The 17632-nt window shown below is 61.2% G+C and carries 15 protein-coding genes and 1 pseudogene; 9 read left to right on the top strand and 7 right to left on the bottom strand.

Annotated features, from left to right (window positions below):
- Positions 1-153: 153 nt before the first annotated feature.
- From leuA to NIM86_RS10830, 3 genes are all read left to right on the top strand, one after another.
- Positions 154-1839, top strand: a complete 1686-nt coding sequence (gene leuA, locus NIM86_RS10840; RefSeq protein ID WP_253382041.1) for a 2-isopropylmalate synthase — start codon at positions 154-156, stop codon at positions 1837-1839.
- Complete coding sequence (locus tag NIM86_RS10835; protein ID WP_253381913.1) at positions 1839-2624, top strand: alpha/beta fold hydrolase; 786 nt, start codon at positions 1839-1841, stop codon at positions 2622-2624. Before leuA ends, NIM86_RS10835 begins: the two co-directional genes overlap by 1 nt.
- A 100-nt stretch (positions 2625-2724) precedes the next feature.
- Complete coding sequence (locus NIM86_RS10830; protein ID WP_253381911.1) at positions 2725-3447, top strand: hypothetical protein; 723 nt, start codon at positions 2725-2727, stop codon at positions 3445-3447.
- A gap of 8 nt (positions 3448-3455) precedes the next feature.
- Here the strand turns inward: NIM86_RS10830 and NIM86_RS10825 are convergent, their stop codons facing one another.
- Entirely contained in the window at positions 3456-4424 is a 969-nt protein-coding gene (locus NIM86_RS10825) for a metallophosphoesterase (RefSeq protein ID WP_253381909.1), read from the bottom strand.
- Between the two features lie 51 nt (positions 4425-4475).
- Between NIM86_RS10825 and NIM86_RS10820 the strand changes: the two genes are divergently transcribed.
- Positions 4476-4949, top strand: a complete 474-nt coding sequence (locus NIM86_RS10820) for an NUDIX domain-containing protein (protein WP_253381907.1) — start codon at positions 4476-4478, stop codon at positions 4947-4949.
- Between the two features lie 12 nt (positions 4950-4961).
- Here the strand turns inward: NIM86_RS10820 and NIM86_RS10815 are convergent, their stop codons facing one another.
- Positions 4962-5930 (bottom strand): glutathione S-transferase family protein, encoded by a 969-nt coding sequence (locus tag NIM86_RS10815; RefSeq protein WP_253381905.1) that lies wholly within the window; start codon positions 5928-5930, stop codon positions 4962-4964.
- A gap of 286 nt (positions 5931-6216) precedes the next feature.
- Here NIM86_RS10815 and NIM86_RS17260 point away from each other — a divergent pair.
- Positions 6217-6558 (top strand): annotated as a pseudogene (locus NIM86_RS17260) (GNAT family N-acetyltransferase); the annotation flags it as partial.
- 223 nt (positions 6559-6781) lie between these two features.
- Complete coding sequence (locus NIM86_RS10805; protein WP_253381901.1) at positions 6782-7435, top strand: metallophosphoesterase; 654 nt, start codon at positions 6782-6784, stop codon at positions 7433-7435.
- A gap of 9 nt (positions 7436-7444) precedes the next feature.
- Here NIM86_RS10805 and NIM86_RS10800 read toward each other — a convergent pair whose 3' ends face one another.
- From NIM86_RS10800 to NIM86_RS10780, 5 genes are all read right to left on the bottom strand, one after another.
- A complete protein-coding gene (locus tag NIM86_RS10800; RefSeq protein ID WP_253381899.1) occupies positions 7445-7999 on the bottom strand; it encodes a tetratricopeptide repeat protein in 555 nt (184 codons plus the stop codon).
- A gap of 88 nt (positions 8000-8087) precedes the next feature.
- Positions 8088-10172 carry a hypothetical protein gene (locus NIM86_RS10795; RefSeq protein WP_253381897.1) on the bottom strand — a complete coding sequence of 695 codons (2085 nt, stop codon included), beginning with the start codon at positions 10170-10172 and terminating at the stop codon, positions 8088-8090.
- Positions 10169-13030: a DUF4159 domain-containing protein gene (locus tag NIM86_RS10790; RefSeq protein WP_253381896.1), complete on the bottom strand. Its 2862-nt coding sequence runs from the start codon at positions 13028-13030 to the stop codon at positions 10169-10171. Before NIM86_RS10790 ends, NIM86_RS10795 begins: the two co-directional genes overlap by 4 nt.
- Complete coding sequence (locus NIM86_RS10785) at positions 13030-13932, bottom strand: DUF58 domain-containing protein (protein WP_253381895.1); 903 nt, start codon at positions 13930-13932, stop codon at positions 13030-13032. Before NIM86_RS10785 ends, NIM86_RS10790 begins: the two co-directional genes overlap by 1 nt.
- 9 nt (positions 13933-13941) lie before the next feature.
- Entirely contained in the window at positions 13942-14949 is a 1008-nt protein-coding gene (locus NIM86_RS10780; protein WP_253381894.1) for a MoxR family ATPase, read from the bottom strand.
- A 142-nt stretch (positions 14950-15091) separates the two neighbouring features.
- Here NIM86_RS10780 and NIM86_RS10775 point away from each other — a divergent pair, with 142 nt between their 5' ends.
- From NIM86_RS10775 to NIM86_RS10765, 3 genes are read left to right on the top strand one after another with little or no spacing between them, the layout of a single operon-like run.
- Positions 15092-15685 (top strand): DUF1285 domain-containing protein, encoded by a 594-nt coding sequence (locus NIM86_RS10775; RefSeq protein WP_253381893.1) that lies wholly within the window; start codon positions 15092-15094, stop codon positions 15683-15685.
- Complete coding sequence (locus NIM86_RS10770; protein WP_253381892.1) at positions 15682-16332, top strand: CoA pyrophosphatase; 651 nt, start codon at positions 15682-15684, stop codon at positions 16330-16332. The genes NIM86_RS10775 and NIM86_RS10770 overlap by 4 nt, the downstream gene beginning before the upstream one ends.
- Entirely contained in the window at positions 16329-17588 is a 1260-nt protein-coding gene (locus NIM86_RS10765) for a CCA tRNA nucleotidyltransferase (protein ID WP_253381891.1), read from the top strand. The genes NIM86_RS10770 and NIM86_RS10765 overlap by 4 nt, the downstream gene beginning before the upstream one ends.
- Positions 17589-17632 lie beyond the last annotated feature (44 nt).

Below are 17632 nucleotides of genomic sequence, written 5' to 3'. Positions count from 1 at the left end.
CCGCGCCGTTTGCCCCGGTTCACTTCAATTGAAATTTCCGGCCGAATGGCCGAAAAGACCCGGCAATTAGACGCGCGGATGCGCCGTCGGCCCGGCAAGACAGATGGACAACGAATAATGACCGAGATGAATGTTCCCGTTCGCCACCGGACGATGGACGATGCGAGCCGGAAATATCAGGCCTATCCAATGGTTGGATTAGATGACCGGACCTGGCCATCCAAACGCATCGAAGAGGCCCCGATCTGGTGCTCTGTCGACCTGCGCGACGGCAACCAGGCGCTGGTCGACCCGATGGGCCATGACCGGAAGGCGCGCATGTTCGCGCTGTTACTGGATATGGGATTCAAGGAAATCGAAATAGGGTTTCCCGCCGCAAGCCAGACCGACTTCGATTTCGCCCGCTGGTGTGTCGAGCAGGGCAATGTCCCCGATGATGTCTCGCTGCAGGTGCTGGTCCAGTGCCGCCCTGAATTGATCACGCGGACATTCGAGGCGCTGGAAGGCGCCAGGCAACCGATCGTCCATTTTTACAATTCGACGTCCGAATTGCAGCGCCGCGTCGTGTTCGCCAAAGATGTCGCAGGCATCAAGGAGATTGCGACCGATGCCGCCAAGATGATCACCGATATGGCCGCCAAGGCCGGCGGGGGTTATCGTTTCCAGTATTCGCCGGAAAGCTTCACCGGCACCGAGCTGGAGGTGTCGTTGGAGATTTGCAACGCGGTGATCGAGATCGTGCAGCCGACGGCCGACAACAAGCTGATCGTCAATCTGCCGGCAACGGTCGAGATGAGCACACCGAACATTCATGCCGACCAGATCGAGTGGATGTGCCGCAATCTCGACAATCGCGAAAATGTCATCGTCTCGCTGCACCCCCATAACGATCGGGGAACAGGCATCGCTGCAACTGAACTCGGGCTGATGGCCGGCGCCGACCGCGTCGAAGGCACGCTGTTCGGCAATGGCGAGCGGACGGGCAATGTCGATATCGTGACGCTCGCTCTGAATATGTACACGCAGGGTGTCGATCCGATGCTCGATGTGCGCGATATCAACCGCATCAAAGAGGTGTTTGAGTACTCTAACCAGATGCCCATTCCAGAGCGCCACCCCTATGTCGGCGAACTGGTCTATACGGCATTCTCCGGCAGTCATCAGGATGCGATCAACAAGGGCATGAAAGCCTTTTCACAAGCCAACAAGGAATTGTGGGAAGTGCCTTATCTTCCGATCGATCCGCAGGATGTTGGCCGCACCTATGAAGCGATCATCCGGATCAACAGCCAAAGCGGCAAGGGCGGCATCGCCTACATCATGCAGGCCGATTACGGTATGAACCTGCCGCGCAATCTTCAGGTGGAGTTCCGCCAGGATATTCAGCGTATTACCGATGAAGAGGGTGTCGAACTTCCGAGCTCACGCATCCATGAACGGTTCATGGAGCACTATGTCGAGCAGCCCGATGGGCGGCTGACATTCGTCGATCACCATACCTTTCCCGATACGGTCAATCCCGGCCGTCGCATGGTGGAAGCGACCATCGTCGATCAGGGACAGGAGATGCGCATCGCCGGAACGGGAACCGGACCGGTCGACGGCTTTATCGCCGCGCTTTCGGAGCATGTCGACATTTCGATGTCGGTCGTCGACTACTCCGAGCACTCGATTGGCAAAGGCTCGGACGCCGCCGCAATCTGTTACATGGAGATCGAACATCCGGGCGGGCGGCTCTTCGGTGTCGGCATCGACAAGAACATCGTCACAGCATCGCTTAAGGCGATCACGTCCGCTGCCAACCGCGTCGTCGCAAATGCACCGGGCGATAGCGGCTGATGGAGGGTGAGCCCGTTCACTCTCTTCATGCCGAGCATTTCGGCGCGAAGGGTGGAGGAGAGCCTCTGGTTCTCCTCCATGGCTTTGGCGGAACACATAAAGTCTGGCGCGCCGTTATCGGCGCGTTGGCCCGCAAGAACGAGGGCCTTTCAATTCTGGCTTACGATTTGCCGGGCCACGGCGCCAATCTCGACGCGCCGGGTGCCGGTCCGCCAAAGCGAAGCGCTGAACTTATTGCAGCCGACCTGAAGCGGCGCGGCATCGAGCGCTTCCATCTCGCCGGCCATTCGATGGGTGGCGCGATTGCTTCCCTCATCGCGTTTTCGAAACCGGATGCGACCGCCTCTTTGACGCTGGTTGCACCGGGCGGTTTCGGACCGGAAATCGATATAGAAACGCTTAAGAAGTTTGCCGCCGCGAAAAAGGATGACGAACTCCGGGAAAGCTTAAGTCGCATGAGCGGGCCACGGGTCGAAATGACCGATGACGATATCGCGCCGCTCGTCGCCATGCGCAGACAGCCGGGCCAGATGGATACGCTGAAACGGATCGCCGATGGGATGACACGCGATGGCAAGCAGGGCTGCTTGCCTGCCGAATGGCTCGAAAAGCTGTCCATGCCGGTAAATTTGATCTGGGGAACGGCCGACAGCATCTTACCTTATCGTCAGACAGAAAATGCGCCTGCCCATTTTGCCCTGCATACGCTTGACGGCGCCGGCCATATGCTGCCGGAAGAGCGTCCATCCGAGGTGGCGCAGGTACTCGTCGAAGCGATCCGTTAGTTAGCATTTGTGTCCCTTCGACTGATGGGTCGGTGCAAAACGTAGCCAGCACTGATAATACTATTCAGCGACTTAGAGTCTTTTAGACGAGCGAGGATCGATGGACGAGCAGAACGACCGGCCGGCCGGCGATCCGGTGCGCAAACGTCGACTTTCCGATGCCATCCGCGAAGTGAAGAATGCCGTCGCCGACCGATCCGACATTCTGGGTGATCTGCGCGAAGCGCGGCAGGCGCGGATCGATCTTCTCGTGCAGGAATTGCAGCCGCTGATCGACGATATTCCAGCCGAAGACGATCTGTTCGATCTGGCCGTTTCGTCCGGCGTTGAACCGCGTTTCTGGATTGACGCCGTTGCGCATGTCCATATCGGGCGTGACGGGCGGAGTTACTGCTTCGTGCGTGACCTTCGCCGTGGCCGTGAGGTGGTCGCCGAAGCGACCGATGTTCGCGAAATGGCGGAGTACGTAACTTTCTATATCGCTGAACGGATGGTCGAGCGGGAGCGGTTGCAGATGGAAGGCATTTCGTCGATCCGGCCCATGTCACCGAACCTTCCCAGGACGCCTGAACGATCCGATGATCGCGATAAAGAAAGGGAGGTCGCTGTTTCATCAGAGCCGGCTAGTGGATCGTCGCCACCCGCGCCAGCAGATGAGGCTGTCGAGCCTGAGCCCGAAAAAAAGGCCAGTCGGAGCATATGGATCACCATCCTTCTGGCGCTGATCGTCATCCTGCTGGGTATGGCGGTTGGCTTCGTCGCGATTGCTCTTTTCGTCGCGCCCGATCTTCTGCGGAATTTGCTGAGTTCGATCAGCGCCTAGTCCGTATCTTACGAGACTGTGGCGACCGGATTGCGCATATTGCTCCAGTCCGGATTCTCAATCGGCATGTCGAGCTGATCGAGTTGAATTTCGGCAACGCATTCGAGGGGCGTGGTTTCGCCGGTGACGGCATAGCGTCGCAAATTGATGGCCCAGCCATCATGATTGTTGGGCGCGATGTCGAACCTGTTCCAGCCCCCGGCGGGCTTGTTTCCACCCGGATGCTGACCGGTCGCGCTGACCCCGACAACCGGTACGGGCCCATCGGTGCCCTCGACGCAGTGAAGCGTCGGAAGATGGGTGTGACCGTGAAGGATGAGTTCGGCTCCATGCTGCGACACGACGCGCTGAAAAAGATTGATGCCGCTCAATCGCTTGTGCTGCTGAGCGGCTCTACGAACCGGTGGATGATGGATCATCACCACGCGGCAAAGGCCCTGCTGCCTGGCTTTGTCGAGCATTTGTGCCAGACCCGTCGCTTGGCGGCGGCGAAAATATCCCGTCGCCATGAATGGAGCGGATGCCCGCGCGGTTGAAATGCCGATGAGCGCCAGCGGACCGCGAACGCGCATATAGGGAAAGGACCGGCTGTTGATCGGCGTCGTCGCGCCGTCGCTGCCCATCCATTCGCTCCAGGCGCGACAGGCCTTGTCCAAAGCTCCGGGAACATAGGCATCGTGATTGCCGGGGACCAGTGAAACGAACTGGCCATTGCCGAAGCCTTCAAGCCATTGCCGGGCCGATTCAATTTCCGTCTCCAGCGCCAGATTTGTCATGTCGCCGGTAATGGCAACGTGATCCGGGCTGCTTTCCAGTATGTGTTCGGCGACGCGATTTAAAACTTCTTCGCCGAGAGCGCTGCTGCGGGTGCGGTGCCAATTGACATATCCGGTGATACGCTTGTTTGCCAGTTCGCGATACCGGATGTCGGGCAGCGGACCGAGATGGAGATCGGAAATGTGGCCTAGCGTGAACATCGCTGCTTATCCTAGTCAGCCTGAAGCAGTTTTCCAGATCGCGTGATGAAAATGAATTTGCCGCCTTTCATACGGCGTATCTGGGGAACGTTGCTGCAGACACTGTTTCTGTTTAAGCGGCCGATGACGGTCGGTGTGCGCATCATCGTGCATGACCCCGAAGCCGGTACGGTGTTTCTGGTCCGCCATACCTATGTGAGCGGTTGGCATCTGCCCGGCGGCGGCGTTGAGCGTGGTGAGACGGCAATGGAGGCGGTGCGGAAAGAACTGATGGAGGAGGGACGGTTGGAGCCGAGGACAGAGCCGGTATTGCTGGGAGTCCTATTCAACCGTGGGACACGGCACAACCACGTATTGCTATATCTCAGTGAAGATTGCGCCCAGATTTCTGACCCCGAGCCGAATTGGGAGATCGCCGAAGCGCGCGCCTTTCCATTGACCGAACTGCCGGAAGGAATGGCCCCCGCAACCGCTCGCCGCATCGCGGAATGGCAAGCGGGCCAATCGCCGGCCTCGGACTGGTAGCGTCGATTTACGTCATCCACGTCCATGTGGGCTGTCGAAATCGAGAACCGGCCCCTTCGGCACAATTCCCGTCGGATTCACGCCGGGATGGCTCGTATAATAATGTCCTTTGATGTGATCGAGATGGACGGTCTCTGCAATGCCCGGCATCTGGTAGATTTCGCGCATGAAACCGGAAAGGTTCGGCATATCGGCCAGCCGGTTGCGATTGCACTTGAAATGATAGTGATAGACCGCGTCGAAGCGGATCAGCGTGGTGAAAAGGCGGATATCGGCCTCGGTGAACCTGTCCCCGGTAAGATAGCGCTGCGATGACAAGCGGTCTTCCAGCTCGTCCAGCGCGCCGAAGAGATCCGCGTAGGCCTCTTCATACTTCTCCTGCGCTTTGGCGAAGCCTGCGCGGTACACGCCATTATTGACGTTTGGATAGACAAGATCGTTCACCGCATCGATCTCGCTTTTCAGATCGTCCGGGTAATAGTCCGTATCGTCGCTCGCCCATTCGGCGAAAGCGGAGTTCAACATGCGGATAATTTCGCTGCTCTCATTGCTGACGATAGTCTCCTTCTGCTTGTCCCAAAGCACAGGGACCGTGACCTTGCATGTCGCGGACGGATCGGCCTTCTGATAGATTTCATGCAGAAAAGCCTTGCCGTAAAGCGTATCGCCAGTCGCGCCATCCTCCTGCCGAAAGCTCCAGCCCTCATCACCCATATGCCAGTGGACGACCGAAGCCGAGATGACAGCTTCCAGCCCTTTCAGATGACGCATGATCAACGTGCGATGCGCCCAGGGGCAGGCGTGCGAAACGTAAAGATGGTAGCGGTCTGCGACCGCTGGAAAGCCTCCTTCGCCACTGGGGCCGGCGCTTCCGTCTTTCGTGACCCAGTTGCGGAACGTTGAAGCCTGGCGCTCGAAACCGCCATTCTTCACCGTCGCGACATCGCTGCTTTTCCATTCGCCGTCGACAAGCTGTCCCATCGAAACTCCTTTCGTCAGACAGCAAGAGCTAGGGTAGGTAAGACCGGCGGCACAGTGCCGCCGCGTGAACAGTCCGTTTCGTCATTGACGCAATGGCATGCGACGATTTTCGAGCGAGTGGACAGAGCGATGGCTTTGCGATAGCTGATGAGCAGGCCCGGCGCGCAACGCCCGGCATCGGGGATGAAACGGATGATCTTGCGACGAGGACGACCGACACAAAGGTAACGGCGCTGCATATGTGGCAGGCGCCACGTTTTGATGCACGCCTCCCGGATCGCCTACAATGTCCTCGATATTCTCGCCTAGTCTTTTCTCCAGTATCCAGTTTTCGCGCGAACTTCTATCTGATGACGCCCAGATCGAAGCCCTCCACGCCGATGTCTTCGGGCCGGGACGTTTCGTACGCGCGGCGTCCGCCATCCGCGAGCAGGGGCCGCACGATCGCGATTTGTCCTTTACGGCGCGGCTGGATGAACAACTGATCGGTTCGGTGCGCCTATCGTCAATTGCGGTGGGCGAAATGCGGGGGCATCTCCTGGGGCCTCTTGCAGTGTTGAGCGACAAGCGGAAGGCGGGTATCGGCAAGCACCTGGTCAATCTCGGTGTCGAGGCAGCGCGGAAAGCCGAAAGCAAATTTGTTCTTCTGGTGGGCGATGCGCCGTATTATTGGCCAATGGGATTTCGACCCATATCGGTTGAGGCGGTGCGGATGCCGTTGCCAGTCACACCGGGCAGGCTGCTCGTTTGCGAACTGGAAACGCGGGTCATGGAGCGTCTTGCCGGGAACGTTCGCCACGCTCATTGCATTGGTCGCTACTAGTACCCGCTGTTCTAACGGATCGGATCTCATGGCTCTCACCTTCGCGGTTGGCGATATTCACGGCGAAATTTCTAAAATGGATCTATTGCTGATGAATATCGAGCGACATGCCAGCGGCGGCACTGTCGTCTTTATCGGCGACTACGTGGATCGCGGCCCAAACAGCGCGGCAGTTCTTCAGCGATTGATCGATGGCCCGCCAGATGGCTGGCGATGGGTCGTATTGCCCGGCAATCATGAGGCGATGATGATCGATGGGGCGAGGGCCGATCCCGACTCGGACAAATCCAGTCTCTGGCTCATGAACGGTGGCGAAGAAACGCTGGCATCCTACCCGGACGGCAAGGTTTCAGACGACCATCTGCGCTTTATCGACGGGCTCGATCTTCTCTACCGCGACGAGCATCGCATCTACGGTCATGCCTATTACGACGCGGGACGCACCTATGAGGACCAACAAGCCAAGGCGGTTTTGTGGGAACGCTTTTCACCATCCGACACGCTGGACGCAATCGCGCCGCTTCATTTCGTCCATGGCCATACGCCGCGTGCGTCAAATCCGACCACCCGCGGCAACCGGACCAATGTGGATAGCGGCGCCGTCTATGGCGGTCCACTTTCGGCAGCCGTTTTCGACGATGAAAAGGCGGGGCCGCCAATCGGTCTTCTGCAAACGCGATAGGTCTCGACCCTAGAATAGCGGGCCGTATCTCCCTTTGTCGGCGTCGGGTGTTACTTCGTCGAGATCGTACCCCGAATCCCGAAGACGGATAGCGTCTTCGATCCCTTCATCGGCAGCCTTGTCGATGAAACTGCGACCGAGCGGCTCGTCGCGAGCAATCCCATGACCGCGCATCAGATTCAGGCCGTGGTTGAACTGTCCGACCGGATCGCCGGCTTCTGCGGCCCGGCGGTCCCATTCTGCAGAGGCGTCGGGATTATACTCTCCAGCCGGGCCGTTGTTCTCCAGCTGACTGATCCACATCATCGCCTTGGCATAGCCAGCCTCGGCGCATTTGATAGCGAGACGTCTCGCCAGCTCGTGATTGTCGTATTTGACGGCGTTGAAGCCCAGCGAACAGGTGACGGAGTCGATCGCGCCCATTTCTATCTTGCGTGCGAGCATTTCCGGGCCGGTATCGGGCGGATTGAGCGAACCCATATCGTCGTCGTTGCTCGACACCGGCTCGGCATGGAGAGCGTTGACCAGGAAGACCGCGCACAACCCAGCTAATATAGCTTTCATCGAAAATCCTCCCTTACGGAAGATTACGCGGGTATGCGGTTCGATGTCATTGGCACGAAAGTCCTAAGGGAGGCCGGCAAGCCGAAGCTCAACGCCCTTCGCGCCACCACATGCCGCCGAGCAAAAGGAGAATTGCGGTCAAACCGACGAAGCCGGCGAGCAATGGCATCCGGTCGACGCTTCTGAGAATCGTTTCGTCGGTTTCGCGCAGACCTAGGAAGCGGTCTGACCCTGCCGTGCCTGGCTTGATCGGAGCGACGGACGGCATTCCCTCGGCCAGGCGACGCACTGTCCCGCCCGTTTCTTTCGCCAGGCCAGCCAGTGTCTCGGTGGTTGAAATGGTGTCGGCAAATTCCGGAGCATTCACCGGACCGATATGAGCGATGGCGCTCATATCGCCGTTCTGCACACGGTGCAGTCCGATCGCCTGCATGGACCGCCGGGCTGAGAAAACGCCCGGGCCATCCATCGTCAGAGGAACCTCGATCCTTTCACCCGCTGGCCCGGTGATGATCGCTGGCGGCGCCTCGTCGGCCATGGTTTGCCGGACGATCTCCAGCACCATGCCGTCGCTGCGGGCGACGAGCCGCTCTTCTTCCAGCTCCGGTTGCTTCATCAGCCAGTGGGCCATACGGCGGTAAAGCTGGACATGAGGGCCGCCACCCTCGAAGCCGCGCGCCCAGAGCCAACCCTGGTCGGAAAGAAGCATCCCGACACGACCTTCGCCGACACGATCGAGGATCAGAAGCGGCGCGTCGTCGATGCCCTGCATGACAACCTGGCCGCGAGGCTGCTCCACAGCGATCTGCCGGAACCAGCGGCTCCAGGCGGGCGGTTGAGCGTTCGCGCCGTCAAGCCCTCTTGTGACCGGGTGGCGCTGGCCGAGTTCGCTCAGCATTGGCCGAAATGCCGCATTTTCGACCTCACCGGTCGGCAATGCCGGCAGGGCGGGAAGCAGCGGCGTACGGGATATCGACTGCTCGGAAGCATATTCCGGTCCGGCGGCAACGAGAAGCGCCCCACCGGCGCGCACATACTCCGCGATGTAGTCGTAATAGAGGATCGGCAGCACGTCCCGATGCTGGTACCGGTCGAATATAATCAGGTCGAACTCGTCGATCTTTTCGACAAAAAGCTCGCGCGTTGGAAAGGCGATGAGCGACAATTCGTTGATCGGCGTGCCGTCCTGCTTTTCCGGCGGACGTAAAATCGTGAAGTGCACCAAATCGACTGCGGCGTCGCTCTTGAGGAGGTTGCGCCAGGCGCGTTCGCCGGCATGCGGCTCGCCTGACACCAACAGAACACGCAGATTTTCGCGAATGCCGTCAATATTGGCGATGGCGGTGTTATTGGCTGTCGTCAGTTCGCCCTCGGCCTCTGCGACCTCCATTTCAACGATGGCGCGGCCGGCATTGGGCAATTCCACGGATGCGGATGTTTCCTCGCCAATGAAGGCGCGCTGGCGGCTTACTTCCTCGCCATTCAGGCGAATGGTGACATCGACGCCGCCGCTCTCTGGCCCGCTTGCGCCAGCAGGTGTGCCATCGGACATCACCCGATACGTCAGTTCGACGGGTTGGCCGACAAGCGCGAAGCGAGGCGCACGCTCCAGACGGATGCGGCGGTCGAACTCGTCCGGCTCGCCGGTAATCAGCCCATGCAGCGGCGCAGCGATGGCGGCTGTTGCCGCGTCGTCCGGAATATCGTGGATTTGCCCGTCGGTGATGAAGACGGCCCCGGCCACGCGTGCGGGCGGCACGTCCGCCAATAACGCATTCAGACTTTCGAACAGGCGTGTCTGGGTGCGGTCGGCGTCGTCGCCGGGCCCGCCGGATTCCGCCACGCGCAATTCGAATTGCGGCAGCGCGCCGATGCGTTCGCGCAATTGCTCCAAAGCTTCATCTGTCTGATCGGCGCGTACGCCAATTTCCTGGCTTTGGCTTTTATCAACAACGACGGCGACGATACTCGTCAGCGGATCGCGCTCTTCCCGCAGGACCACGGGGTTGGCAACAGCAAGAAACAGAAGGGCGGCGGCCAGAGCGCGAATAAAGGCGCCCCGCCTCCCGACGATAAAACCCAGCAGGATGAAGGCGATGAGCGGCAGTGCCAGAACAAGTAGCCAGAGAGCCGGAATCAGTGGCTCGAACGCAACGGAGAACTGGTCGGTCATTGGCCGAGCCTTTCCAGAAGCGTCGGCACATGCACCTGATCGGCCTTATAGTTCCCGGTCAGCATATACATCATGATGTTGGTGCCGACGCGGTAGGCATATTCGCGTTGCCGTTCGCCACCCGGTACGACCGGCAGAAGCGGGCGTCCCTCATCGGAAATAGCCCACGCGCCCGCCAAATCATTGCTGGTGATCAGAATGGGGGAAACGCCATCGGCCCGCCGCACCGGGCGAGAGGCATTGCCATCGGCCGCCGTGACCGCTTCCACCCAGAGCGGCCCGTTTGCGTATCGGCCAGGGAAGCTCGGCAGGATATAGAAGCTCTTCGTCAGGACATGATCGGTCGGCACCGGTTCCAGTGGTGGCACATTCAGCGTGGCCAAAATCTCACGCAGCTTGCGGGTGGCCGGTGTCAGCGTGCCGCTGCGGCGCAGGTTCTGCGAAAACTCGTCCTTGGTGTCGAAGAGCACGGTGCCGCCATTCGTCATATAGACATCGATCCGAGCGAGCGTAGCGGCAGATGGGGTTTCCGTATTGGCGACAACGGGCCAGTAAAGCAGTGGGTAGAAGGCGAGTTCGTCGCTTTCGATATCGACGCCCCGAGGCTCTCCGGGTTCCATCGCCGTCCGGCCAATCAGCCAGGCGGAAAGACCGCGCATACCGGCGCGGCTTATCCGGTCGGTTTCAGCGTCGCCGGTCAGGACATAGGCAAGTCGTGTGCGCGTCAGCGCCTCTACCGCGTCGGCGTCGGCGATCTCCGAGGCATTGTTCGATGACGGTTGGCTCGGCTCCTGCGCCAGAAGCGGCGATGGTGCGATCAGCGCTACGGCCAGTGCCAGCGTGAGCGATGCCGCTGCATGACCCGCCATTCGCCGGTTTCGTCGAAGTGATGACAGCGCGCCGGCCAGCCAGAGATTGACAAGCGTATCGATGGCCAGAAGCGCCAGGGCCAGGGCAAAGAGTGGTCCGCGAAGATCGACCTGCTCACCCGCGCCATAACCGATCTGCTGGACGTCGCCGGTTATTACGGGTGTCTCGATAGGCTCCAGCGTCGCGTCCGCTGCCATCAGATTGAGCGCGAAGACCGCTTCCTCATTGCCGTAAAGGCCCGGTGGGTTTGCGAGCGTTACGCTCTCTTCGCCCGGTTCCAGCGGCCGTGCCTCGGGGCCGGGCGCGACCAATGCGCCGCCAGCATCGAGAATGCGCCATGGCGGGATCGCTGCCGCCTGCGCTGTATCCGCCCCTGCATCGAGGCGTCCCTGATTGCGCGACAGCCGGGTCAGTTGCCGCAGCATATCGACGAAACTGCCCGAAAGCGGCAGATTTGACCAGCTTGCTTCCGGCGTAATGTGAAAGAGAACGAGCGTGCCTTCGCCTTCCGTCCGCCCGGTCACAAGGGGCGTGCCATCGTCCAGCGTCGCCCATGAGCGCGCGGCAAGTTCTGGCGAGGGCTGGGCAAGCACCTGCCGCTCGACCTTGACCTCGCGGGGCGCGATAAGATTGGCGAACGGTCCGTCCGCCGGAAAATCGGCGACAGGCTGCGGTTCGGTGAAGGAAAGCGCGCCGCCAAGCGCGCGCTCGCCGCTCCTTAACGTGACGGGTAAAAGCCGATCGGCAGATGGATCGGTGCCGGCCAGTCGGGGGCCGGCAAAGCGCACCAACATACCGCCATTACGGACCCAGCGCAGCAATTCGCGCTCCACCGTTTCAGGCAGGACACCGACATCGGCAAGGACGATCATGGCCGGCTTCTGCTCCAAGACGGCCGGTACCGCCTCACTCAGATCACCCGAACTCGGTTCGACGAGATCGGCAAAGGGCGCCAACGCCCGTCGAATGTAGAATAGCGGTGCAAGCAGGGGCTGACTGCCGGCGTCGGCGCCTCGACCACCGACAAGGCCGACACGTCGCCGCCGTGCATCGTCGTCGAGCAAGCGTACGGCGCCTGCCTGTTCCGCGCCATCGACAGCGATGCGCACAATATCGTTGCGCAGTTCGAAAGGCACGGCGAAGCTTGCCTGCGTTTCCATTTCGCTGGCAGCGAAAAGCGCTTCGGTCTCAGCGATACGCCGCCCCCGGCTGTCATATGCGCCGACGGCCATGAGGGCAGGGCCATTGTCCTCGTCCGGCCTGCGCAATATTACGACAAGCGCGTCAGCCTCGTTTTCGGCAGCGGTCGCGACAACGGAAGGAAGTCGATCCGGCTTACCCAATACGAGTCGGGTCGCGCCAGCACTGCCGATCACGGCGAAGGCGCCGGCGTCGTCCTTCGAAGCCAGCCCATCCGACAAAAGGACAAAGCTCATCGCTTCGCCGGTTTCGCCTGCCGTTGTTGCAAGACGCTCAAAGGTCGCCTGTCGATTGACCGGAACAGGGTGCGGCGTCGCAGCTGCCAGGCGCTGGCGGGCGTCCTCCTCGTTGAACGGACCGACTTCGCTATTGGCAGGATCGGCAGTGAAAGCCAGAAAAATCGGACGTTCGGCCTTGGCCGCTTCGTCGATGAGATCGCCGGCGGTCGTGGCGCGTTCTTCCCAGTCTTGAGCGCTGGCCCAGCCATTGTCGATCGCCAGCACCAGCGGGCCGGAATTGGAGATGACCGGAGGCCGTGGGTTCCAGAGCGGTCCCGCCAGCGCGAGAATGACGAAAGCTGCGATGAGAAGGCGCAGCGCCGTAAGCCACCACGGGCTTTTCTGTGGTGTTTCCTCCGTTTTCAACACGCGCGCCAAAATGCGTAGCGGGGGAAAAACCTCTTCCTTGGGTCGCGGCGGCGTGGCGCGCAGCAGCCACCAGATCACCGGCAGCGTAGCCAGTCCGGCGAGAAGAGCGGGAGCAGTGAAGGCGAGCGGCAAGCCGAACATCAAAGGGCGCTCCCATGCGGTGTCGTCATCGCCTGATGAACGTGAACCAGCGCTTCGCTGGCAAGCTGATCGGTATGGTTGAGCGTAAAGCTCCATCCGAGACTGCGGACCTTGCGAGAGATTTCGGCGCGCCGCGCCTGATAGATGTCGCGATAAGCGATGGCGGCGTCCTCCGCGCGACCCGCGGTCAGTCGCTCTCCCGTTTCTGGATCGATAAAGCGCGTCCGCCCGTCATAGGGAAAACTCTCTTCCGCCGGATCTGCGATCTCGATCAGATGGCCGCGGGCGCCCCGTTTTGCGACGGGTAGCCACATCTGCTCAAGAGCATCGGCATCGTCCAGAAAATCGGAGATCAGCACCACGTCGCTGCGGCCATTGACGCCAGAAAAATTCGGCCGCTCCGGAAGCGGCGCCATCATCATCCGCGTGGCGATACGCTCCGCGGCATTTCGCGCGGAGATCGGTTCCGACAGGCCAAGCCAACCGATCCGTTCGCCAGAGCGCGCCAGCAATTCGGCCAGCGCCAAGGCCAGCACGATCGCCCGCGACTCCTTGGAGACGCTCGCACCCTGCGACTGATACAGCATGGATGGCGACGGATCGGCCCAGAGCCAGACCGTGTGGGCGCTCTGCCATTCATTATCGCGGACATAGACGTGGTCGTCGCGGGCGCTTCGTCGCCAGTCGATCCGCGCCATGGTCTCGCCGGGCGTGTAGGGGCGGTACTGCCAGAAATCCTCGCCAATGCCTCGCCGCCGCCTGCCATGCCACCCGGAAAGAACGGCGGCGGCTATGCGGCGCGCCTCGACCAGCAGGTCGGGAACGAGAGCCGCACGTTCCCGCGCCCTTGCCAGAGCGTTTTGCGGCGCGACGGACGCGCTTATCGTGCCGATTGCCGCCAATCGTTCGTCCTATTGCAGTCCCTTGGTCAGGCTCGCGATCACATCGCGTATTCTGGTGCCCTCGGCGCGCGCTGAAAAGCTTAACGCCATACGGTGCTGAAGCACAGGTTCGGCAAGGGCGATCACATCGTCGACGGAAGGGGCAAGGCGTCCATCGTAGAGGGCGCGAGCGCGAGCGCAGAGCGTCAGCGCCTGACTGGCGCGCGGGCCGGGGCCCCAGGCCACCTGCCTGTCGATCTCGTCATTGCCATGTCCGGGCCGGGCAGACCGCACCAGCGCCAGAATGGCTTCGACCACGGAAGACGGCACGGGCATACGCCGCACCAGATCCTGAATTTCCATCAGCCGGTCTGCGGACACGACGCCGACCGCACGCCTGTTCGTCATACCGGTCGTGTCGGTAATGATCCGCCGCTCCGCTTCAAGGTCCGGATAATCAATATCGACCTGCATCAGAAAGCGGTCGAGCTGTGCTTCGGGCAGCGGATAGGTGCCCTCCTGCTCCAGCGGGTTCTGGGTGGCAAGCACGTGGAAAGGTCGGGGCAGGTCGTAGCGCTGACCGGCGACCGTCACATGATATTCCTGCATGGCCTGCAGGAGGGCAGACTGGGTGCGTGGACTGGCGCGGTTTATCTCGTCGGCCATCAGCAATTGGGCGAAGACCGGCCCGGCAACGAAGCGGAAGGCACGCTTGCCTCCATCGTCCTCTTCGAGAATTTCAGTGCCGAGAATATCGCCCGGCATCAAATCCGGCGTGAACTGGATACGGCGGGCATCGAGGCCAAGGACCGTGCCAAGCGTTTCGACAAGAAGCGTTTTCGCAAGGCCGGGAACACCGACAAGAAGCGTATGACCGCCGGCGAGCACAGCAACGAGAGTGCGTTCGACCACGGCCTCCTGACCGAAGATGATCTCGCCCACGGATTGCCTGATCTGGCCGATATCCGCCAACGCCGTCTCGGCGCTTGCCAGCATCTCCTCCTCGGTCATTGTTCGAGGCTCGGTCAATGCGCTCATGAGGGTCCGCCTTGCTTTTTCAGAATCATGGACCGCGCTCTGCGTCCCGCCTGCAAGCTTAAGCGAAGGAATAAGGCTGACAAGCGCGCCGGGCATGACTATTTCGTAAGCCATGACCATGCCGCGAACAGATAGGGCCGAAATGGCAGAAGACAGCACCGAAGCGCTCGAATCTCTGATTTCCCGAACGGTGCAGAATGGCCGCAAGCCCGCACCGGTCGAGCAGTGGGAACCTCAGAACTGTCGGGATATCGGTCTTGCCATCGCGGCGGACGGCACCTGGTCTTATCAGGGCTCGGCAATCACGCGCGAGCGCTTGGTGCAACTCTTCTCGTCGGTTCTTCGCAAGGATGAAGATGGCAAGACCTATCTCGTCACGCCGGTGGAAAAGGTGCTCGTAAATGTGGCGGACGCGCACTTCATGGCGGTCGAATGCGCATCCAACGGCAGCGGCAAGAGCCGCGTTCTGACGTTTCGGACCAATGTAGGCGATCTGGTCGAGGCCGGTCCGGACCACCCGATCCATTTCAATGGCGCGGAGGAGGACGGCCCGCTCAAGCCCTATTTGCGTGTTCGCGGACGGCTGACCGCGCTGGCCACGCGCGCCGTGACCTATCAGCTGATCGAAATGGCTGGGCCGATGATGGTTGGCGATGTCGAGGTGCTCGCGCTCCACAGCCGCGGTGCTGTGTTTCCGATCGCGCCGATGGACCGTATCGAGGCAATGGACGAATGAGCCACGCGCCAGAACGGGCCGGTTCAGGGTCGACCATTTATACGGCGGAAGAGTTTCGGCAAAGAGCGCGGAAAGAAGCCGGTCCGTTCGAGACCACGGATTGGGGCGATCACCGCTGGAATCTCGACATCGCCGATCATTTCTTCCGGCGGAAGAAGCGCGACGCCGCCGTTCTGATCGGCGTGGTCCAACGCCCGGAAGGCGCGTATGTGCTGCTGACCCGGCGTACCGATCATCTCAAGACCCATTCAGGTCAGGTGGCATTTCCGGGCGGACGGATCGATCCGGGCGATGACGGGCCGGTTGGCGCTGCGCTTCGCGAAGCGGAAGAGGAAGTGGCGCTACCGGCGAAGCGTGTCGAGGTGATCGGGCGCCTGCCGGACTATTCCACAGGCTCCGGCTTTCGGATCGTGCCGGTGCTGGCGCTTCTGCATCCACCCTTCGATCTGAAACCGGAGCCGGGGGAGGTCGCGGATATTTTCGAGGTGCCGCTCTCTTTTTTGATGGAGCAGGCCAATCACATTCAGGACAGCAGGTTATGGGAGGGCCAACGGCGCTTTTACTGGACCATGCCGTTTGACGACTGGCACATTTGGGGCGTAACCGCCGGCATCATTCGTATGATGCAGGAGCGACTTTACCCTTGAACCAGGCCATTTCCATTGCCGGCCGCGCGCCATGGCTGAAAGAGCCGGCGCTTCAGAGGCTTCTGGCTGCGCTGTCGGCGGGTGGCGAAGAGGCCCGGATCGTCGGGGGCGCGGTTCGGAATGTGCTTCTCGACCTGCCGGCGGGCGATATCGACATCGCCACGACGACGCAACCGGATGAAACGGTAAAGCGCGTCGAAAAGGCGGGTTTCCGTGCAATTCCGACGGGCATCGAGCACGGCACGGTGACGGCGGTCGCCGATGGCGCGGTGTTCGAGGTGACGACGCTTCGTACAGATGTCGCGACAGACGGCCGCCACGCCGAGGTTCGGTTCGGCACGGACTGGGAAGAGGATGCACGCCGGCGGGACTTCACGATCAACGCGCTCTATGCCGACGCGGACGGGCGGGTTTTCGACCTTATCGGCGGACTGCCCGATCTGGAGACCCGGACGATCCGCTTCATCGGCGATGCGCGTGCCCGGATCGAAGAAGACTATCTGCGCATTCTCCGCTTCTTCCGTTTCTTTGCGTGGTACGGCCATGGCCGGCCCGATGCGGACGGGCTGCGCGCCTGCGCCGCGATGAAAGGCGGGATGGATCGTCTGTCCGCCGAGCGGGTCTGGGCCGAACTCAGAAAGCTGCTGGCCGCGCCCGATCCGCATCGGGCGCTGCTCTGGATGCGGACGGCCAGCGTTCTGACGACCATCCTGCCCGAAAGCGAAAAATGGGGAATCGATCTGGTCGGCCCGCTCGTCGAGACCGGCAGGAATGCTGGCTGGGCGCCCGATCCGCTGCTTCGGCTCCTCGCCATGCTGCCGCCCGACGAAGTACGGATCACGTCGCTCGCCGGGCGATTGAAACTCGCCAATGCCGAGCGCGACCGTTTGCTGGCTTTTGCCTTCAACGCTGCTCCATCCGCCGAGATGACGGACAAGGCGCTGAAGGAATGGCTCTATCGGCAGGGCCAGCAGGCGGTGGCGGATCGGCTGCGATTGGCGCTGGCTTCCGCGCGGAGTCGCGCGGGCGGTGACGATGCCGCGCTGGTCGAAGCGGGTCGGTTTGCGGCGATGATCGAGACCGCCGAAAGCTGGCCGATCCCGCAATTTCCGTTGCGCGGCGCGGACCTGCTCGATGCTGGCATTCCCGCCGGGCCGGAAATCGGCGAACGGTTGAAAGCGGCGGAGGAAGCGTGGATCGCGAGCGGTTTTTCGGCGAGCCGCGAGGATCTTCTGGCGCAGGCGCAGAAAGCCTAGCAATCGGTTGTGGTTACATGCCGCACCCATGCGTAAGACCCACG

This window comes from Notoacmeibacter sp. MSK16QG-6 (assembly GCF_024158145.1).
Taxonomy (GTDB): domain Bacteria; phylum Pseudomonadota; class Alphaproteobacteria; order Rhizobiales; family Rhizobiaceae; genus Notoacmeibacter.
The sequence above is the reverse complement of the archived record's forward strand: the minus strand, read 5'-3'. Positions and strand labels throughout refer to the sequence as shown.